7 protein-coding genes are annotated in these 19,223 nt (G+C 72.4%); 3 read left to right on the forward strand and 4 right to left on the reverse strand.

Annotated elements, in window-relative coordinates:
- Positions 1-12 precede the first annotated feature (12 nt).
- From K2F47_RS03285 to K2F47_RS03300, 4 genes are all read right to left on the reverse strand, one after another.
- Positions 13-10,056 (reverse strand): hypothetical protein, encoded by a 10,044-nt coding sequence (locus K2F47_RS03285; RefSeq protein ID WP_242901149.1) that lies wholly within the window; start codon positions 10,054-10,056, stop codon positions 13-15.
- Positions 10,053-11,699 (reverse strand): phospholipase D family protein, encoded by a 1,647-nt coding sequence (locus K2F47_RS03290; RefSeq protein WP_242901150.1) that lies wholly within the window; start codon positions 11,697-11,699, stop codon positions 10,053-10,055. Before K2F47_RS03290 ends, K2F47_RS03285 begins: the two co-directional genes overlap by 4 nt.
- A 346-nt stretch (positions 11,700-12,045) precedes the next feature.
- On the reverse strand, positions 12,046-12,723 hold the full coding sequence (locus K2F47_RS03295) for a GNAT family N-acetyltransferase (RefSeq protein ID WP_242901151.1): 678 nt from the start codon (positions 12,721-12,723) through the stop codon (positions 12,046-12,048).
- Entirely contained in the window at positions 12,716-14,200 is a 1,485-nt protein-coding gene (locus K2F47_RS03300) for an APC family permease (protein ID WP_242901152.1), read from the reverse strand. The genes K2F47_RS03295 and K2F47_RS03300 overlap by 8 nt, the downstream gene beginning before the upstream one ends.
- A gap of 183 nt (positions 14,201-14,383) precedes the next feature.
- Between K2F47_RS03300 and K2F47_RS03305 the strand changes: the two genes are divergently transcribed.
- From K2F47_RS03305 to K2F47_RS03315, 3 genes are read left to right on the forward strand one after another with little or no spacing between them, the layout of a single operon-like run.
- On the forward strand, positions 14,384-14,740 hold the full coding sequence (locus K2F47_RS03305; protein ID WP_242901153.1) for a DUF3054 domain-containing protein: 357 nt from the start codon (positions 14,384-14,386) through the stop codon (positions 14,738-14,740).
- A 21-nt stretch (positions 14,741-14,761) separates the two neighbouring features.
- Positions 14,762-17,788 (forward strand): AMP-binding protein, encoded by a 3,027-nt coding sequence (locus tag K2F47_RS03310; RefSeq protein ID WP_242901155.1) that lies wholly within the window; start codon positions 14,762-14,764, stop codon positions 17,786-17,788.
- A gap of 59 nt (positions 17,789-17,847) precedes the next feature.
- The gene (locus K2F47_RS03315; protein WP_242901157.1) at positions 17,848-19,197 is read left to right on the forward strand and encodes a cytochrome P450; all 1,350 of its coding nucleotides are present in this window, start codon (positions 17,848-17,850) and stop codon (positions 19,195-19,197) included.
- Positions 19,198-19,223 lie beyond the last annotated feature (26 nt).

Here is a 19,223-nt window from a genome sequence, read left to right on the forward strand (position 1 = left end):
CGCTCGTGGGTTTTACGCGTCCGCCCGCACGTCCGCGGGGTCGATCGGCCGCTGCTCGCTCGGGCCGGCGCTGCCGCGGCGGGCGCGGACCACCAGGGACCGCCCGGCCATGCCGCTGCCCTGGCTCGTGCGGTGCAGCCGCCTGAGGGCGAGTTGGTCGGGCCGTCCGGGATAGGACGACCGCAGCGCGGCCGGGTCGTCCGCGCGCATCATGCCGTGGTAGCGCATCAGCACGGCGCCGAGCAGCAGCTTCTCGGCGACGACACCGGTCAACCCCGACTGGACGGGCCGCACCGGCACGTCGAAGGGCACCGTGACCGGCGCGTCGCCCGGGGTGGCCGCGCCGCGCACCGCGACGATCAGCGCCTCCACGGCCTGGGTGAACTCGGGGAACGTGGCCCAGCGCCGGAGGGCGGCGGCGTCCGCGTCGGTCATCGCGCCGGTCCATCCGATCGAGGTGTAGCGCGTGCCCGGCGCGTTGCGCGCGAGATCCACCTTGCCCTGAAGCTTGTCGGGGATCTGCTCCGGCCCCACGGGGATCTCCACGCGGGTGATGACGTCCGGTCCCGCGCCCGCCGCCTGGGCGACGATCCGCGCGATCGCCCCGGTGAAGGCGCTGTCGCCGGGGAGCCGCTGGAGGTCCGCCGCCGCGGCGTCCGAGGGACCCTGCCAGGCCAGCGTGAGGGTCTGCGTGGGCAGGAAGTCGATCAGCGGCGCGAGCCGGTCGGGCAGGTGCGCGGCGGGGCCGCTCACCGGCTCCGTGACGTACCAGCTCTCGTACAGCTGCCGGATCTTCGCCGCGTCCGGCGCGCTCGTCAGCCCGACCAGGGCGTCGCGGTCCGCCCGCGTCATCACCCCGGCGAACAGCAGGCGGCCCTTGTCGTCGATGGCGACCCGGTTTCGGGTGTCCAGCGGGAGGTTCGCCGTGGAGTAACCGTGGCTGAGCTGCTCCTCGCTCACCTGGACGAGATCGACCGTCAGCGGGAAGTCGCCGAGGTCGCCCGCCGGGGGCGCCAGCGTGGTCCGCGCCACCAGGAAGCGCTTGCCCAGCTGGCGGTGGGTGAACCTGCCCGCGACCGCGTCGAAGAAGCACTCGGCCTGGACCTCGATGTTGCCGCTGAACAGCTCGACGATCTGGTAGACGACCTCGGGGTCGGGCAGGGCGGCGAGCTTGCGCGCCGTCGCCCCGGCGTTCGCCCCGCTGGCGGCTGGGTCGGGCTTCTCGCCGGGCCAGCGTGCCTGGGCGTCGTCCGGCAGGCTGTCCCAGAACGGGCGCAGCGGGATCGTGACAGAGCGGACGCGCGTGTCGGCCTGGAGCGGGGCGTCGGCGGGGACGTCGGCGGGGAACGGCGGCAGCCGGTGCCACACGATGTCCGCGCCGCTCACGGTGGCGATCGGCAGCGGCGAGCGGTAGGTCAGGTCCCGCTGGGTGACGCTGTTGATCGGCGAGACCGTGCCGTCGGTCTGGGCGATCACCAGCAGCCGGTGCTCGTAGTAGAACGGCAGCGCCCGCCACTGGAGGGCGAGGACGCCCCGCGAGAAGTCGCCGACGCGCTCGGGCAGGTCGAGGCCGCGCAGCTCGTCCCGGTCGGCCGCGCCGTCCAGCACGAGGTGGTCGGGCCGGTCCGGCAGGGTGGCCGGGATGGCGGGGAACTCGTCCTCGACGAGGCGCACGGGCACCTCGCGCTGGTGGTCGCGTGCGAACCCGCGCACCCAGTCGTACCAGTCGGTGTAGCCGAAGCGGCGCAGCAGCGTGAACGCGAGCCGCCGGAACGCGAGCTGGCGGGCGAGGGTCTGGTTGTGCTCGGCGAGGGTCTGCTCGTGGTGCTGGGCGATGATCACCTCCCAGATCGCGCCGGGCGCGGGCGGACGCGCCGGGGTGGCCGCCTCGTCGAGCCGCCGCGAGCCGAGGATCAGCGGGGCGTCCACGGCCTGCGTGCGTTCGATCACCACGTCGAGCCCGCCCGCGGCGGGGTCCACCTTGACGGCGGGGACGCCTACCTCGGCGGCGGCGCGGCCCGGGAACAGCGTCGGCGAGCGGCGCAGGCTCTGCCACAGCAGGTCGTAGCGGCCGTAGGGCTGGAAGTAGTAGCGCAGCGTGTGGGCCCAGTGGTCCTCGAGCAGGTGCGTGTAGGTCAGGCGCCCGCCCGCGTCGGGCGTGGCCACGGTCGGCGATCCCGCGCGCGGGTAGGCCGTGGCGACCCAGGGCCCGGTGCCCGTCGCGCCCAGCCCGTCCTGCCCGGCGAAGACCGCCCCGCTGGCGTCGAAGAAGCGCACCGTCCAGGCCAGCACGTCGGGCAGCGCCTTGGCGATCTCGGACTCGCCGGTGGGCAGCGTGACCCTGCCGGTGTCGGGCACCTTGGGGTCGTTGCTGTTCAGCGTCTCCAGGTAGTACTTGAGCCGCAGCCACTGGACGTGCTCGGGCACGCCGTCGTCCGGCGCGGCGAACACCGCGGCGAGCGCGCCGGTCGCGACCGTGAAGTGGTTGGTGCGCTCGTCGGTGGGGCCGAAGTCCTCGGTCCGCACCGTCCCGGCGAGGTTGTCCGCGGCCTGGAGGTCGGCCGGGTCGAGCGCGCGGCGCAGCAGCTTGATCTGGTCGGCGCTGAGCATCGTGCGCGCGGTGAGCAGCTTGCGTGCCTGGTCGTAGATCAGCAGGGACGCGATCGCCGGGTCGAAGGGCCCCGGGTCCTTGGTCAGCCGCGTCGAGGGACGTACCTCGATCGTCGCGGGAAGCGCCGCGGCGCGCAGGAGCAGCGCCGCCTCGCCGTTGAGCGGCAGCCTGATCGTCCGGGTGATCGGGGCGGGCTGCGGTTCGAGCTCGGACTGCCCGGACCCGGTGTCGGGCCGCTCGACCAGGCTGCACGGCGCGGTGACCGTGAAGCGCACCTCGACGTCGGCGTTCGAGCGCCCGGTGATCGTGACGGCGCGGTAGCGGAGCCGCTGCCGGACGGTGGGCCGCAGGCTGATCTGGACCAGGGCCAGCAGGTCGTCGCCCTCGGCCGCCCGCTCGCCCAGCTGGACGCTGTGTCCCGGCTGGAACAGCAGCTCGACGTGCAGGTGGCGGCGGAACGCGGCGAATGCCGCCGCGTCAGGATCGGCGGCCCCGGCGTCCCCCAGAAGCGTGAACAGCTTCTGGAGCAACTCCAGCAGCTTCGGGCCGCGCAGGGCGCCCGTGGCGGGGTCGTGGAGGCTGAACGTCACCGCCAGGCCGAGGCGCTGGAGCACGCCCCAGCCGTACCGGTCGGCGGCGGGCGGGCAGCTGGCCAGGAAGTCGGCCAGGTCGTTGGGCAGCGTGGGCGGGCTGACCTGGAGCGCGGCGGCGTAACCGTCCGAGATCCGGCCCTGCGGGTCGGTGCCGCTGCCGGGACGCAGCGCGCGCAGCCGCTCCACCAGGCGTTCGAGCAGCGGGTGCAGCGCCGCCGTCCGCCGCCCGCCGGGCTGGGTGACGCCGGGCCAGGCGGGCCATTCGAGATAGGAGTCCTGCCAGGAGTACCAGGGGCCGCGCTGGTCGCGGACGCCCTCGGTGGCGGGGTCGGGCCGACGGCGGCGCTGGATCGCGCCCGGATACCAGGCCTCCCACTGGCTGGTGTTCAGCGTGTCGCCGGGCACCAGCGGCAGGTCGTCGGCGGGAAGCATCTGGACTTCCTGCCGGAGCCGGAGTTCCTCGGCGAGCCGGGCGGCGCTGGCGAAGGTGTCGGTGGTCGCCGCGTCGATGTTCAGCTCGTACAGCCGGTAGCCCGCGTTCAGCTCCAGCGGGTAGGCGGCGTCGCCGCTCGGGCCCTGGTTCCAGCGGAAGCGGATCGCCCGGATGCCCAGCGGATGCGGCCGGAACCCGACGATCGAGCCGATGGCGCCGGTGAAGATGAACGGGCCGGCCGCTTCGACGCCGGCCCCGCCGGTGGTGGCGAGCGGCATCGGTGTGTGGGCGAGGCCGGGCTCGGCGCGCTCGTCCTCGGGCCGCACCACGGCGAAGCCGGTCGGCCGCGGCAGCCACTCCAGCTCGGCCGGACGGCGCTCCTCGCGCGGCGCGCCCGTGTGCTCGATCCGGTCGGTCGGCGCGGGGGAGGCGGGCGGCGCGGCCACCGCCTCGGCGGCGAGCAGCAGCTGCACCGGCGCGAGCGCCGAGGGCACGTCGCGGTCGGAGATCGTCTGGAAGAACACCCGCCACGCCTCGGGACGCCACGCGCCGTCCGGCAGCACGCCCGCCTCGCGCAGCTTCGCGACCGGGATCACCGCCGCGCGCGCACCGGGCGGCCCGAAGACGTGATCGAGGTCGATCTTGATGTCGGTGGGCAGCGGGCGGGCGTTCGAGGTCGGCAGGCCGGTGGTGCGGCCGCGCTGGGTCGTGCTGTCCAGGCCGTAGGAGCCGATCGGCACCGTGCTCTCGCGGCGGAAGATCAGCCGGTACGTGCGGACCGGTACCGGCGGCCCGTTCTGGACGGCCGGCTCGCTCCACTCCACGTAGACCTGGCGGGGCGGCATCACCTGGGGCGTCGCCGCGCTGCCCGCCGGGTCCAGATCGGACGGGGCGATGCTGTAGCTCACCGTGAGGTCGCCGTCCACCGGCACCGCCGGAGGGGTGTTCGGGTAGCGCGTCGCGATCAGGGTCAGCGGGCGTCCGGCGCTGCCGGAGAAGTCGACGGGGGTGATCGTGTAGACGTAGCCGCGCCCCTCGCGCGGCAGGGCGGCGCGGTCCTCCGCCGTGTCGGGGAAGTGGTCGACGACCTGGAAGCGCGGCTGGAGCAGCGAGAGCGTGTCGGTCGGCGTCGCGGCGTCCGTTCCCGCGCCGCCCGCCTCGTCCAGCCCCGGGACGCCGGGGACGTCGGTCGTGTGCCGGTGCAGCACCTTCACCGGCTTGACCGTGGTGGTGCGCTCGGCCTCGTCGCCGTCGAGCGCGCGCCTGCGCACGAGGTAGTGGGCCAGGTGGTGGTCGGGGTCGTTCTGCGCGCGGGTCATCCCCGGCGCGGCCGGGCGCCGCCAGCCGAGCTCCCAGGAGAGCGCGATCGTGCTCGCGTCGCTGTACTGGCGCACCTGCTCGAACTCGGGCGGGAACAGGTTGAACTGCGCCTGGGCGACGTTGAAGGAGCGGACGCTCTCGCTCGTCGACCCGGGGGCGGTCGCCTCGGGCCGCTCGCGCTGGCTGATCGACGGCTGGACGTCCGGCCCGGTCGCGACCTGGTCGAGCCAGGCGGGACGGCGGCCGTCGGCGGACTTCACCGCGAACACCAGCCCCATCCTGAACGCCAGCGAACCGGCAGCGATCTTGTCGCGCTCGGCCTGGCTGCCCTCGGCGTGGAAGGCGCGCAGGTCGGAGATGATGTCGTGGATGATCACGCCGCGCATCTGGTGGGCCTGCTGGTCGGCCTGGACCGCGCCGACCGTACCGGGATCGCCCTCGTCCTGCGCGGTGCCGTTCGGGGCGTAGATCGTCGTGCCCGTGCTGAAGGCCGACTCCAGCAGCTGCTCGTAGAGTTCCTGCGTGTCGTGCTTGAGGAAGGGCGAGCCGCTGAACTGCTCGAACGCCCCGCGCACGGCCGCCTCGAACGAGCTGTCCGAGGGGTTGCGCACCCGCGGGTCGCTGACCGGCGGCCGGTAGCCGGGCAGCGCGCCGGGGTCGCCGACCGGGCGGCCGACCGCGGTGTCCCCGCTGCCGGTGTACTGCTGCTTGAAGGCGTTGCCGACGTGCTGCGCCAGGCTGAGCCCGTCCCCCAGCTTCGTGGGGTCGCCCGGCTCGCCCGTGGTCTGGTTCACGACGCGGCGCTCGGCGGAGCCGGCGTACAGCCGCGCGGCCCAGTCCACCGCCCAGCTGATCGGCTGACCGGCGGTGACCGCGCCGCTCACGTCCACGAACTGCGGGGTGGGCAGGGGCTCGTAGTGCAGGAGCGTGTAGGTCTCGCCGGCCGCCGGCTTCGGCACGCGCAGCGCGAAGTCCTTCGTCGGCACGGTGTTCTGGGCCGGGGGCGGCGGCAGGAAGCCCGGCTCGGGCTCGGCCACCGGGAAGCCGTCCTCGTCGAGGACGAGCCGGCCCTGCGCGTCCCGGTGCAGCCGCTCGCCCTGCGGCAGCAGCGCGAAGTAGATCTTGTGCTCGGCGTCCCAGCTCGGCGCGTCCCGCAGGACGAAGATGACGTAGCCGGGCACATGGAACACATCGGCCTCGACGGAGGGCGCCATGCCGAGCAGCGGCGCGAGCGCGCGCGGCGGCAGGACGTGCTGAGGCGTGGGCAGCATGCGCGCGATGTCCGGCGCGGCGCCCAGGGCGCCCTCGGTGCCCGGCACCGGGTCGACCTCGGTGGCCTCCAGCCCGAGCGACAGGAACTCCTTGGTCCGGTCGAGGGCCGCCTGGACGTTGTCCTCCTGGAACGCCACCTTGACGTTCGCCTGGAGGCTGTGGCCGCAGCAGGAGATCCCGACCGTGCCGTGGCCGCGCACGCCGGGGATGCTCAGCCCCTTGACTCCGATCTCCAGCCCGGCGCTGAAGCTGATCTCCAGGCTGAAGCGGAACGTGAGCCTGATCGTGGTGAAGACCAGCGGGATCTTGATCCAGAACTCGATCGCGAAGGTGACCTGCACCTCCAGCCCGATCGCGCCGTAGACGGCCGAGTTGCCCGTCGGGTCGCGGAAGTCGATGACGCCGATGTAGCGCGCGCCGAACGCGACCCGCGCGGTGGCGCTGATCCGCATGCCGACGAGCCCGAGGTCGACCCCGGCGCTCAGTTCGAGCCGGCCGCGGGCGAGGAAGCTCGTGCCGAGCACCATCTCCGTGGTCGAGACGCGGAAGATGAACCCGCCCTCGATCTCCACCGCCAGCGGGCCGAGCTTGGTGTGCCAGCGCAGCATGTTCGGCCAGCCCAGCTCGTAGTGGAACAGGCCCGGCTCGATCAGCAGCGTCGCCGAGAAGCGGCTGTTGCCGATCGCGTCGCGGACGAAGTCGGGCAGCGGCGGGTGCTTGCCCGGCTTGCCGCCCTCGGGCTTGGAGATGTGGGCGAGGAAGCGCTTCTGGCGTGGCGAGAGCAGGACGAACCCGCTCAGGATCGGGTTCTCGCGGGCGCCGTCGACGTTGTTGACGTAGTCGGCGTAGTTGGTGTTGAACCAGCCGCGCACCGCCATGAAGAACGTCAGGTCGCTGCGGAACGCGATGATCGCGTCGACGAGGAAGATGCAGGCGAGGTCGGCCTCGGCGGCGGCCTCGTAGCGCAGCGGCGAGGCCGAGGCGGACGTCTGCGAGATCATCGCGCGCAGCACGATCGTCCAGCGCGGGTCCTGGCCGGCGTCCTCCAGGTCCACCGCCCAGCGGTCGCGCTTGGACAGGTCGCCCTGGGTGCGCGACAGCCCCTCCAGCGTCTTGAGGAGCTTCTTGACGTCGTGCTCGGCGTCGGCGGCCTTGATCGAGGCGATCGTGTAGCGGTAGCCGAAGCCCATCCCGATCTCGCGCAGGTAGATCTGGATGACCGGGATCATGAAGCTGACCTGGCGGATCTCCAGGTACAGGAACCAGGCCCGCAGCCACGGCTGGCCCGCGCCGCGCCGCACCCGCAGGAAGCCGAAGCTGGCCGCGAGCGTGGGCAGGCCGTGGATCTCGACCAGGCCCTCGCCGACCAGCCCCGTCTGGTCGGGCTCGTCGACGAAGTCGACCACGCCGTGCAGCCGGAAGGCGGACCCGATCGCGAGGTTCACCGCCAGGTGCGTGAAGTGGATGCGCGGCACGAACTCGCCCGGCGCCGGGAGGCCGATGAACAGCTCGTGGTAGTCGGGGCGCGAGTCCGGGGTGTCGCCGGGGCCCTGCGCGAACTTCAGCTGGCCGGTCACCTGCATGGCGCCGTCGCCGTCGAAGAACTCGCACTGCGGGACGAAGCCGATCGCGCGCAGCTCCATCTCGAAGCAGCCGAGGAAGTTGAACGACTTGGGCTTGGGCAGCTCGACCAGGAACTTCACATGCTTGGCGATCACCCGGGCGTCGCCGGTGAGCGGACACTGGACGAGGTCGATGCGGGTCTTGCCGAGCAGCGCCAGCGGCCCGTCGGCGTCGTCGCCGGGGGCCAGGACGAACTGGGCCGAGCCGGTGACGGTGAAGTACAGGTGGAAGGCGCCGTCGTCGACGAACCGCAGGCCGAGGGCGTCCACCGAGAACTGGAAGCGCGTGCCCTTGCAGTCGAGCAGCTTGACGCCGCGCAGGTTCGCGGCGCCCTGCACGAGCGTGAGGTTGCCGCCGTCGCGCTGGGCGAACTGGAGGGCGATGTCGGCCGTCGCGTCGCCCACGAGGTCGGGCGGCAGCGGGCCCGAGCCCGCGATCGTGAAGTCGGCGATGCGGTTCTCGCGGATCACGAAGCCGCTGTCGGTGAAGCGGAAGCGGGTGCGCAGGCCGTTGAGCCGGGCCGGGCGGTCGGTGACGGTGGCGGCGAGGTTCACGCCCTTGGGCGTGAGGGCGAAGTCCCGCACGCTGAAGGTGATCGGCTCCTCGCTGGCCCGCGTGAAGTCCAGTTCCAGCACGGCGCCCTCGGGCTGCTGGATCTGGTAGTGGTAGTCCTTCGTCGCGATCGTGAAGTAGTGGAAGGACTTGTCCTCCAGCGGCCTGCCCTTGAACCGCCAGCGCATCCCGAACAGGTCGGGGAACTCGCGCTCGGCCTCCGGGGCGCGCAGCTCGATCCCCTGGTCGTGGTCGACCTTCAGGGCGAACGTGCTCAGGCTGAAGGTCAGGCGGCACAGCAGGTCGAAGCTGAGGCTGAGGACGCGCAGCCGCATCCCGATATCGAAGCTGACCTCGCCCTGCGGCAGCGTGATCGGCAGCCCGTCGAGGGGCGTGCGGAGGTAGAGCTGGAGGAACTGGGAGTCCGCGCCCTGTCCCTGCTTGAGGAAGGGCAGCGTGAACGCCCCGCCCCCCGCGTCGAGGTTGACGCTCAGCGTGGCGGTCCAGCCGTCGTGGAGGTCGGCCGGGTCGAAGACGGTGGGCTTGCAGAGCGCGGCCGGGTCGTTCAGGTCGAGCGCGGGGATCGGCGTGGTGAGCTGGCGGAAGAAGCCGGGCAGCTTCGGCGCGCCGAGCGCGACGTCCAGCAGGACGAGGCTGCGCGGGCCGTCCGCCGGCTTGAGCGTGACCGCGAACAGCGGCTTGCCGGGCGGCTGCGGCGGTTCGTCGTTGTGCAGCTCGCGGTCGCCGTCGCGGCCCCAGGCGAACGTGCTGCCCGCCGTCACCGGATCGGTGCCCGTCAATGTGGCGACGAACGCGGCGCGGCCAAGCCCCGCGCCGCCCGCGCCCTGGCGCATCAGCAGCAGCGAGAAGCGGGTGGAGGCGGGCAGGCTCACGCTGAGGCCGGGCAGCGCGAACGCGGCGCCGGGCGCGGCCGCCTGCCAGTCGAGGCGCACCTCCTCGATGCCGTCCCCGATGATCATGCGCAGCGTGACCTGCTGCTCGCCCGCCGGGCTGCGGTCGCCCAGGTTCGGGACGAACTGCCCGAGCAGCCTGTTGAGCGCGCCCTCCTTCCACTGGAGGACCAGGCACGTTCTGCCGTCCGCCTGGTGGAAGCCGACCGTGGCGCTGTCGACCACCACTCCGGTGTCGGCGATCTGCACCGGATAGGGAAGCGCAGCGCTGAACGGCGTGTCGGAGCGGATGCCGTCCTTGCTGGCGGTCCCGCTGAGCTTCGGCACCGCGAGCTCGACGAACGGTCGTCCGGGGTCGGGCTCGTAGCGGGCGTCGCCGCCGCCGCTCACCTTGCGCATGGCGCGCAGCAGTTTCGGGCCGAACCGCAGCGCCACGGGCGCGTCGGTCACGCGCAGCACCGTGTGCGGGACGAAGTCGATCTCCAGGCCCAGCCCCTGGGGATCGTCGGTTCCGCCGCTGTCGCGCTTCAGCACCAGGCTCACCGCGTCGAGCCCGGGCAGCCCCAGGACGAGATCCTGCTCCAGGAGCAGGCGGCTCACCAGGTTGACCTTGTCGGGCTGGACCGTCGTCTGCGGCGGCTCGATCCAGATGTGCGCGAGGACGGCGGGGTCGGCCGGCCTGGGCAGGAAGGGCGGCCACTTCTCGCCCAGGTAGTCCTTCAGGGACACGAATATCGTCATACCGAGCACGCCCCCCACGGCATTTTCGAGTCGACGTCTGCGAAGAGGTCGTACGTCTCCTGCTCCTTGTCAGAGAGCTTCTTCTCCGTGGTGGGCAGGATCACGGGGGTGACGCTGGACGGGAGGGTGACACCGCTGCCCGGCGTGCCCCAGGAGGTGTTCCAGACGTTGAGCGCCTTGTTGATGTCGATGATCTTCTGCTGGTCGGCCGGGGCGAGGCGGAAGGCGTCGCTCCAGAGCCTCACCCGGTACTGCCGCACCAGCGCCGTGTCCTTCTCGTCGTCCTCGTCGAGGAAGGCCACCGAGTGCTCGATGTCGGTGTAGAGACTCCGCCGGGCGCAATTGGCCGACCCGATGATCGCCCAGTGGTCGTCGACGATGGTGGTCTTCGAGTGGACCACCACGTCGCGGGTGAACATCCCCAACTGGGCGCGCTGCGGGGGAGTCAGCCCCTTCAGCAGCCCCTGGGTCAGCGCGACCAACGTGTACGGCGGATACTTCGGATCGGACGGGTCGCGGAGCCCGTTGACGAGGAGCACCTTGAGCTCGGGCTTGGTCGTGACGGCTTCCCGCAGTGCCTTCATCAGCTCGATCGACCAGAATTGCAGGTCCTCGATGTAGATGTAGCGCTCGGCGGCCTTGATCGCGTTGAGCCAGGCGGTGCGTATCTCGAACAGGCCGGCCGGAGCGAACGAGATCTTGTCGTTCTCGGGCAACCGGTTGGTGCTCTTGTAGTTGAACTGGGGCAGGGTGCGCAGCGACTGGACGCGGTGTTTGGCCACCGGCGCGGTCGACAGGGGGCGCGGGCCGAGGGCGGGGGAGCCGGGCGTGTGACTTGCGATGTTCGTGAAGCCCATGCGCAGCGTCCGCACGTTGCGGCCCCTGACCTCGTTCCACATATCGCGGAAGAAGTCGTGCATCGCCTGCACCACCGGGCCCTCGACCTTCGCCTGCACGTCGTGCCACTGCCCCGCGGGGTGCGGCTGGGAGCCGTGGCGGTCGCCCACGAGGTCGAGCCCTCCGGTGTAGCCGATGGCCTTGTCACCGGTACCGAGGATCACCAGCTTGGTATGCGCGGCGCCCGCGGAGTGGGTCAGGATGTTCACCCAGGCCTTCTCGGCGAGGGCGGGTTCGGTGCGCAACTCCAGGATGGACGCCAAGGTGCCGAGGTTGACGTCGCGGATCGAGCCCAAACCGTTCTGCACCGCTTTGGTCTGGACGAAATTGTCGGCCATCAGCGCGAACGAGGCCCAGCCCAGTATCCGGACATCGACTCCGGCCTTCGCCTTCTTCTTGAGCAGGTCGATCAGGGTGGCCGCGGCCCCCGGCCCGTCGAGTGAGAACGGTTTCTCCAGGTCGACTGTCGGCAGATACGTGCCCGACGAACCGGGCGCGGGGAGGATCTTGCCTCCCATCAGGTGAAGGTGCCAGCCGGCGATGTAGAGGAACTGCTTGGCGTTCTCCTCCGGCGTCCCCGTGCCCAGCGTGGCGAGCTGCGCCTTGAGGTCGTCGAAGTAGGTGGTGCCGTCGATCAGCGGGGTGATCTGGCAGCCGGAGAAGGTGGCCGGCATCGGCTCCGACGGGGGCACGGTGTCGTCGGGCTGGACGAAGTACTTCTTTATCAGGGCATCGATATCGGCCAACAGTCGGCCCCCGTAAGGTAAATATACCTAAATGACGGAATTCAGCGTTCTGCTTGGTGGGACAGTGGGCGAGTGCCGACTGTGAGCGAAGATCGAGCTCAGGAGCGAATGGCTCTGTATCGAAGAGTGTGGCATGGCGATGCTCTCACCGGGAAGACCGCGCCCACAACTGCTAGGCCCAATCCGGTCAGTGCTGCTTCCGCTGCCGGATCTTTGTGATCATCCGCCGGGCGGTGCCCGCTTGATGATCAACTACTTGATTTTCTGGGCTGATTGGTGGCGATTTATCCTGTTTGGTGTTCTTGGGAGAGCCGGGAATATCCTGGGCATTTGGGATTCTGCCCGGTCAGGGCCGGGGGTCGCGCCAGAGGGGGTAGGTCTCCAGATCGTCCGGGAACCGGATCGGGTTGCCGTGGGGCCGGTAGCCCGCGCGGGCGTAGACGCCGACCGCGGAGCGTTTCGTGGTGGCCTCCACGTAGGTGGGGACTCCGGCGGCGTCCAACTCCCGATGGCGGTGGGCCAGCAGGGCGGCGCCCAGGCCGCGCCCCTGATGTCCGGTGCCGGTGCCGAGGATCATCAGGTAGTCGTGCGCGGGTCCCTTCGGGTGGACGTCGTGCATGATCTCGCCGAACTGCGCGAAGCGGGGGCCATGGCGCCCGCAGACGCGCCGGAGCTCCTCGTCCAAGAAGGTGGCGTCGGGGGCGTCGGACGGCATCCAGACCGCGCATCCGTGGTCACCGGTGGCGTCGCCCGCCAGGTGCACCGCGCCGACGTCCTGACCGTGCCGGACGAACAGGTGGAGGTAGCCGTAGAGGACCTCGGCCCGGTCGGCGGGGTCGCGGATGAGCCAGACAGTGACGGGGTCGTCGGCGAACGCGTCGGTGAGGAGGGCGGCGCAGCGGTCGGCGTCGTCCGCCCCGATCGCGGCCCGCACGCGGGGAGCGTCGGGCGCGGTGGGGGAGCCGGGCGCAAGAGGGGAGCCGGGCGCGGTGGGGGCGTCGGGCTCGGTGGGGGAGTCAGGCATCCTCGTTCTCCTTGGGGGGTGTCGCGTTGCCGAGGCCGATGCGGTGGTAGGCGGCGCCCGGCCGGTCGCGTCCGAGGTACAGGTGGACGCCACGCGCGAGGCCCAGCAGCGCCGCGAGGACGAGCACGCCGGGCAGCAGGCGGGCGGCCGGGGCGCCGGGCTCCACGCCGAGGAGGGTGGCGTAGTGGTCGAGGGTCAGCACGACGACGGCGCCGAGCGAGACGGCGGACAGGGCGGGGAACACCACTCGGCGCGCGAACGGTTCGCCGTGCGGGTCGCGGGCGAAGAAGCCGAGGACGGCGACGCTGGCCAGGCACATCAGCACGGCGACGCCGACGCCCGCGAGCGTGCCCATCCAGAAGAACATCTGCACCAGCGGGTCCCAGCCGAAGGCGACGGCGACGAGCAGCACCGTCGCGGAGATCGCGCTCTGGCACAGGGACGCGTTCGCCGGGGCGCCCGTCCGGCCGGACGTGACGCTCAGCGCGCGGGGCAGGACGCCCTCGCGGCCCAGCGCGAACAGGTACCGGGCGACCGTGTTGTGAAAGGCCAGGCAGGAGGCGAAGAGGCTGGTCACGAACAGCAGCCGCCCCACGTCAGTGATCATCGTGCTCCCCAGGGAGGAGCCGACCAGGGTGAACATCAGCTCGGCGCCCTGCTCCCGGGCGTCGTCGACGACGTGGTCGGGGCCGGTCGCCACCGAGATCGCCCACGCCGACAGCGCGTAGACGGCCGTGCCGAGGACGACCGAGACACGCATGGCCCGCCCGATCGTCCCGGGGCGGCTCTCCTCGGAGTAGTTGGTCGTGTCCTCGACGCCGACGAAGCTCGTGAACGCGATCACGACCGCGACGGAGACGGCGGGGTTCGCCAGCCCGGACGGCGCGAGCGTCGCCGTGCTCAACTGGCCGTCGTGGGGGTGGGCGAGCATGACCGCGTCGTAGACGATCATGATCAGGCACTCGGCGGCCATCAGCGTGCCGAGCACGCGCCCGTTGAAGTCCACTCGTAAGCGGCCCAGGATGAGCACCAGCACCCAGGCCACGGCGCTGTACGTCCACCAAGGCGGATTTCCGAGTCTCGGGCCGAGGAAGCCGTCGGCCACGGCGCCCGTGCCGCCGAACAGGCCGACCTGCATCGCCGAGTACGACACCAGCGCGACGAACGCGGCGCCGACGCCGGGTATCCGGCCGAGCCCTCGGGACACGTAGGTGTAGATCGCGCCCGCCGAGGTGACGTGCGGGCTCATCGCCGCGTACCCGACGATGAACACCAGCAGCAGGACGGCGGTCACGACGAACGCCAGCGGGATCTGCGTGACGCCCGTGACCGCCCATCCGGTCGACGCGCCGCCGGCGGTGCTGGCGAGCGGCGCCGCCGCGCCGAGCACGAAGAACACCAGCGCGGTCGAGCCTAAGCGGTCGCGGGCGAGCGAGGTGGAACCGTGCGCCGGTGGAGAGTGATCGTGGATTCGCACGGGTCCATTCACCGATGATCGCGCCCGGATGTCGATGGCCGCGCGTTCGTTGAATTTCACTTCCGCCGTCGAATGCTCTGATCCCGGCCCGGTTGCTGGTCTCGGCCTGTCGGCTTCTCTCAACCTGCTGGCTGGTCGCGGGCCGGTGGGCGCCTCGGCGCGGGGCGGGCCTACTGTTGTGGTGTGCGGAATCTTGTGGCCGGGGCGCTCGACGTGTGCGGCGTGCTCGTCTTCGTCGCCATCGGACGCGCCTCCCACGAGGAGGCCGGGAGCGTGACGGGGTTCGCCGGTACCGCGTGGCCGTTCCTGGTGGGGCTCGCTGCTGGGTGGGCGGTCGTCCGCGCGTGGCGGCGGCCGGACCGGTTGGCGCCGGTCGGCGTGGGCGTGTGGATGACGACGGTCGCGGTGGGCATGGTGCTGCGGGTGGTCTCCGGGCAGGGCACGGCGTTCGCGTTCGTCCTGGTGGCGCTGGCCTTCCTCGGGCTGGTGCTGCTCGGCTGGCGTGCCGTGGGCACCCGGCTCGTACCGCACCGGACCTGACGCCCCCCTGAGAGGTCGAGGATGCCGTCTGCCGCTCGCTCGCTGCTCCGACTCGGCGGCCGCCTGGGCGCCCGGCTGGGCTCCACCGCCCAGAACGCCCTGGAGGTCGCCCGGTTCGGCGGGCTCGACACCGACGAGGACGCCTCGCCCAGCGAGGTCGTCACCGAGCAGCGGGTGTACCGGCTGCGGCACTACTTCCCCGAGTCGGCCGCCGGGCCCGTGGTGCTGCTCGTCCCGCCGCTGATGATCACCGCGGAGGTGTACGACATCTCCTCGCGGGTCAGCGCGGTCGCGGTGCTGCGGCGGCTCGGCACCGACCCGTGGGTGGTGGACTTCGGCGCGCCCGAGCGCGAGCCCGGCGGGCTGGAGCGCACGATCACCGACCATGTGCTCGCGATCAGCGACGCGGTCGACCGCATCCGCGCGATCACCGGACGGGACGTCCACCTCGCCGGATACTCCCAGGGCGGCATGTTCGTCTACCAGGCCGCCGCGTACCGGCGCGCGGAGGGCATCGGGTCGGTCGTGACCTTCGGCAGCCCCGCCGACACCAGCGTGGGCCTGCCGTTCGGGCTGCCGGGCTGGATCGCGACGGAGGGCGCCGAGCGGATTCCCGACCGGCTCCTCGGCGCGTTCGCGGTGCCCGGGTGGGTGACGCGGGTCGGGTTCCAGATGCTGAGCCCGGTGAAGTCGGTGCGGTCGCGGGTCGAGTTCGTCCTGCAACTGCACGACCGGGAGCGGCTCGCCCAGCGCGAGCGGCAGCGGCGCTTCCTCGAACGGGAGGGCTGGGTGTCGTGGCCGGGCCCGGCGCTCGCGGAGTTCGTCCGGCAGTTCGTCCAGCACAACCGGATGCTCACGGGCGGGTTCGTGATCGGCGACCGGCTCGTGACGCTCGCCGACATCACCTGCCCGGTGCTCGCGTTCGTCGGCGAGGTGGACGAGATCGCGGCGCCGCCGATGGTGCGGGGCATCCGGCGGGCCGCGCCGCGCGCGCCGGTGTACGAGGCGTCGCTGCGCGCCGGGCACTTCGGGCTGGTCGTCGGGAGCCTCGCGGTCGGCCGGACGTGGCCCGCCGTCGCCGCGTGGGCGCGCTGGCGGGAGGGCGAGGGCGACCTCCCGGAGATCGTCGCGCCCGTCACCGGCGACGAGGAGGCCCCGCCCGCGAGCCTGCCCGGCGGACCGGCCGGTTACGGTCTCCAGCTCGCGATGGGCGTCGGGGCCGGTGCCGCCCGGTCGATGATCGGCGCGGCGGCGCGGGCGGCGCGCGGCACCCGCCGGTTCGCGGACGAGGCGGCGCGGAACATGCCCCGGCTCGCCCGGCTGGAGCGCATCCACTCCGACACCCGCATGTCCCTCGGCCTGCTGCTGGACGAGCAGGCCGAGCGGATGCCCGGCGAGGTGTTCTTCCTCTACCAGGGACGCGCGCACCGGCACGAGGTGGCCAAGGCCCGCATCGACGCGGTCGTGCGCGGGCTGATCCACATCGGCGTCCGGCGGGGCGAGCCGGTCGGGGTGCTGATGGGCACCCGCCCGAGCGCGCTCGCCCTGGTCGCCGCGCTCAGCAGGCTCGGCGCGGTCGCGGTGTTGCTGCGTCCGGGCGGCGACCCGGCGGCGGAGGCGCGGCTCGCCCAGGTCGCGCGGGTGATCGCCGACCCGGAGCACGCGGAGGCGGCCGCGTGCCTGGACGGCGTCCAGGCGTACCTGCTGGGCGGACGCGGCTCCGAGGGGCGGGAGGCGACCGGCCTGCCCGACATGGAGCTGATCGACCCCGGCGAGGTCGAGATTCCTGGGTGGTACCGGCCCAATCCGGGATGCGCGGGCGATCTCGCGTTCGTGGTGTTCAGCGGCGAGGGCGAGCGGTTGCGCGCGAACCGCATCACGAACCGGCGGTGGGCGCTGTCGGCGTTCGGGACCGCCTCGTCCGCCGCGCTGTCCCCGGCGGACACGGTCTTCAGCATCACCCCGATCCACCACCCGTCCGCGCTGCTGATGAGCCTCGGCGGCGCGGTCGCGGGCGGCGCCCGGCTCGCGCTCGCGAGCGCCTACGATCACGAGACGTCCTGGCCCGACGCGTTCTGGGACGAGGCGCGCCGCTACGGCGCGACCGTCGCGTCCTACACCTGGACGCGGCTGAGCGACCTCGTGAACGCGCCCCCGCATCCGGGGGAGCGGCACCACGCCGTCCGGCTGTTCATCGGGTCGGGCATGCCGCGCGGGCTGTGGCGGCGGGTCGAGGAGCGGTTCGCCCCGGCGCGGGTCCTGGAGTTCTACGCCGCGACCGAGGGCGAGACGATCCTGGTGAACCTCAGCGGGCGCAAGCCGGGGTCGATGGGCCGCCCGATGCCGGGCAGCGGGACCGTCCGGCTCGCCCGCTACGACCTGGAGCGGGGCCGTCTCGTCGAGGGCCCGGACGGTTTCGCGATCGAGTGCGAGCCGGGCGAGATCGGGATGCTGCTGGCACGCGTCCGGCTGTCCGCGCTCGGCTCGGTGGCGCGTCCCGTGCGCGGCGTGTTCGCCTCCGACGACGCGTGGGCGATCACCGGCGACCTGTTCCACCGCGACGCGGACGGCGACTTCTGGCTCGCCGGACGGGAGGCCGAGCTGATCCGCACGGCGGACGGCCTCGTCCCGCCCGGCCCGGTCCGGGACGCGCTCGGCGACCTGCCCGTCATCGACACGGTCGCCGTCTACGGCATCCCGGCCGGTGTCTCGGAGGGCGCGGAGGGCGCAGGCGGCGCGGACGGCGCTCCGGAAAGCATCCCCGACGGCGACACCGAACTGCTCGCGGCGGCTGTCACGCTGCGCGAGGGCGGTGAGCTGACGGCGGCCGACCTGTCGGAGGCGCTGCTGCGAGTGGAGCCCGCGTCGCGTCCCGCGATCGTCCGCGTGGTGGACGAGATCCCGGTCACCGCCGAGGGACGGCCGCGCACGGCACCGCTCCGCGATCAGGGCGTCCCCGCAGGTGAGGACGGCCTTACCTACGTCCGGGACCAGGACAACGCGTACCGGTCTCTGGCCGGTGATCTTCGACCGGGCGGCACCCGGTAAATTTGGACTTACTGGTCGGCCCCGCCCCGCCGTCCCCACCCCGTCGATCCGGAGGGTTCATGCCGAGCGTGCTCGCGCCGCCGCCGGAGGGCAGCGGCCTGAAGGCGGTCCCCGGCGTGCCGGGCATCCCCTACATCGGCAACACGTTCCAGGTGATGCGGCGCCCCTTCCACCACGCGCGCCGCCGCTACGAGGAGTTCGGCCCCGTGGCGTGGGGGTGGCTGCTCGGGCAGCGGACGGTCACCGTGCAGGGCCCGGAGGCCGCCGAGGTCGTCCTGGTCAACCGGGACAAGGCGTTCGCCAGCGGCGCCGCCTGGAGCTACTTCATCGGCCCGTTCTTCTCGCGCGGCATGATGCTGCTGGACTTCGAGGAGCACCTGCACCACCGCCGGATCATGCAGCAGGCGTTCACCCCGGAGCGGCTCCGCTCCTACCTGGACGTGATGGCGCCCGGCATCGTCCGGGGCGTGAACGCGTGGGAGCCCGGCCCCGCCTTCAAGGTCTACGACCACCTGAAGCGCCTCACCCTCGACCTCGCGGTGGACACCTTCATGGGCGTCGAGCTGGACCCGGCCGAGCGGGCGCGGGTCAACGGCGCGTTCATCGCCGCCGTGCGGGCGGGGACGGCCTATGTCCGCTTCCCCGTCCCCGGGCTGCGCTGGCACCGGGGGCTCCAGGCCCGCCGGGTGCTGGAGGAGTTCTTCCGCCGCCACCTGCCCGCCAAGCGCCGCGACGGCGGCGCGGACCTGTTCGCCGCGCTGTGCGCCGCCGAGACCGACGACGGCCACCGGTTCACCGACGACGACGTCGTCAACCACATGATCTTCGTGCTGATGGCGGCGCACGACACAACCACGATCACGCTGACGACGATGGCCTACCACCTGGCGAAGTTCCCCGAGTGGCAGGAGCGCCTGCGCGAGGAGTCGCAGGCCCTCGGCACGTCCCGTCCCGGATACGGGGATCTGGACGCGCTCACCGGCATCGACATGGTCATGCGGGAGTCGCTGCGGATGGTGGCGCCCGTCCCGGCGCTGCCGCGCAGGGTCGTCAAGGACACCTCGATCCTCGGCTTCCACATCCCGGCGGGCACGACCGTGGTCGTCCCGATGCTGACCAACCACCACATGGCCGACTGGTGGCCGGACCCCGAGCGGTTCGACCCCGAGCGGTTCGCGCCCGACCGCCGCGAGGACCGCGTCCACAAGTACGCGTGGTCGCCGTTCGGCGGCGGCGCGCACAAGTGCATCGGCCTGTACTTCGCGGGCATGCAGGTCAAGACGATCATGCACCAGGTGCTGCTGCGGTACCGGTGGAGCGTGCCGGCGCGCTACGAATGGCCGCTGGACACCTCGTCGCTGCCCTCACCGAGGGACGGCCTGCCCGTCCGGCTCTACGAGTTGGAATGACCAGTGCCGTTGGGATGACCCAGCGC

Source organism: Actinomadura terrae (assembly GCF_022751215.1).
Lineage (GTDB): Bacteria > Actinomycetota > Actinomycetes > Streptosporangiales > Streptosporangiaceae > Spirillospora > Spirillospora terrae.

Bases quoted from the DNA above. Each gene is read 5' to 3' on its own strand.
- K2F47_RS03285 (WP_242901149.1), bottom strand. From the start codon at position 10,056: ATGACGATATTCGTGTCCCTGAAGGACTACCTGGGCGAGAAGTGGCCG.
- K2F47_RS03310 (WP_242901155.1), top strand. From the start codon at position 14,762: ATGCCGTCTGCCGCTCGCTCGCTGCTCCGACTCGGCGGCCGCCTGGGC.
- K2F47_RS03315 (WP_242901157.1), top strand. From the start codon at position 17,848: ATGCCGAGCGTGCTCGCGCCGCCGCCGGAGGGCAGCGGCCTGAAGGCG.
- K2F47_RS03295 (WP_242901151.1), bottom strand. From the start codon at position 12,723: ATGCCTGACTCCCCCACCGAGCCCGACGCCCCCACCGCGCCCGGCTCC.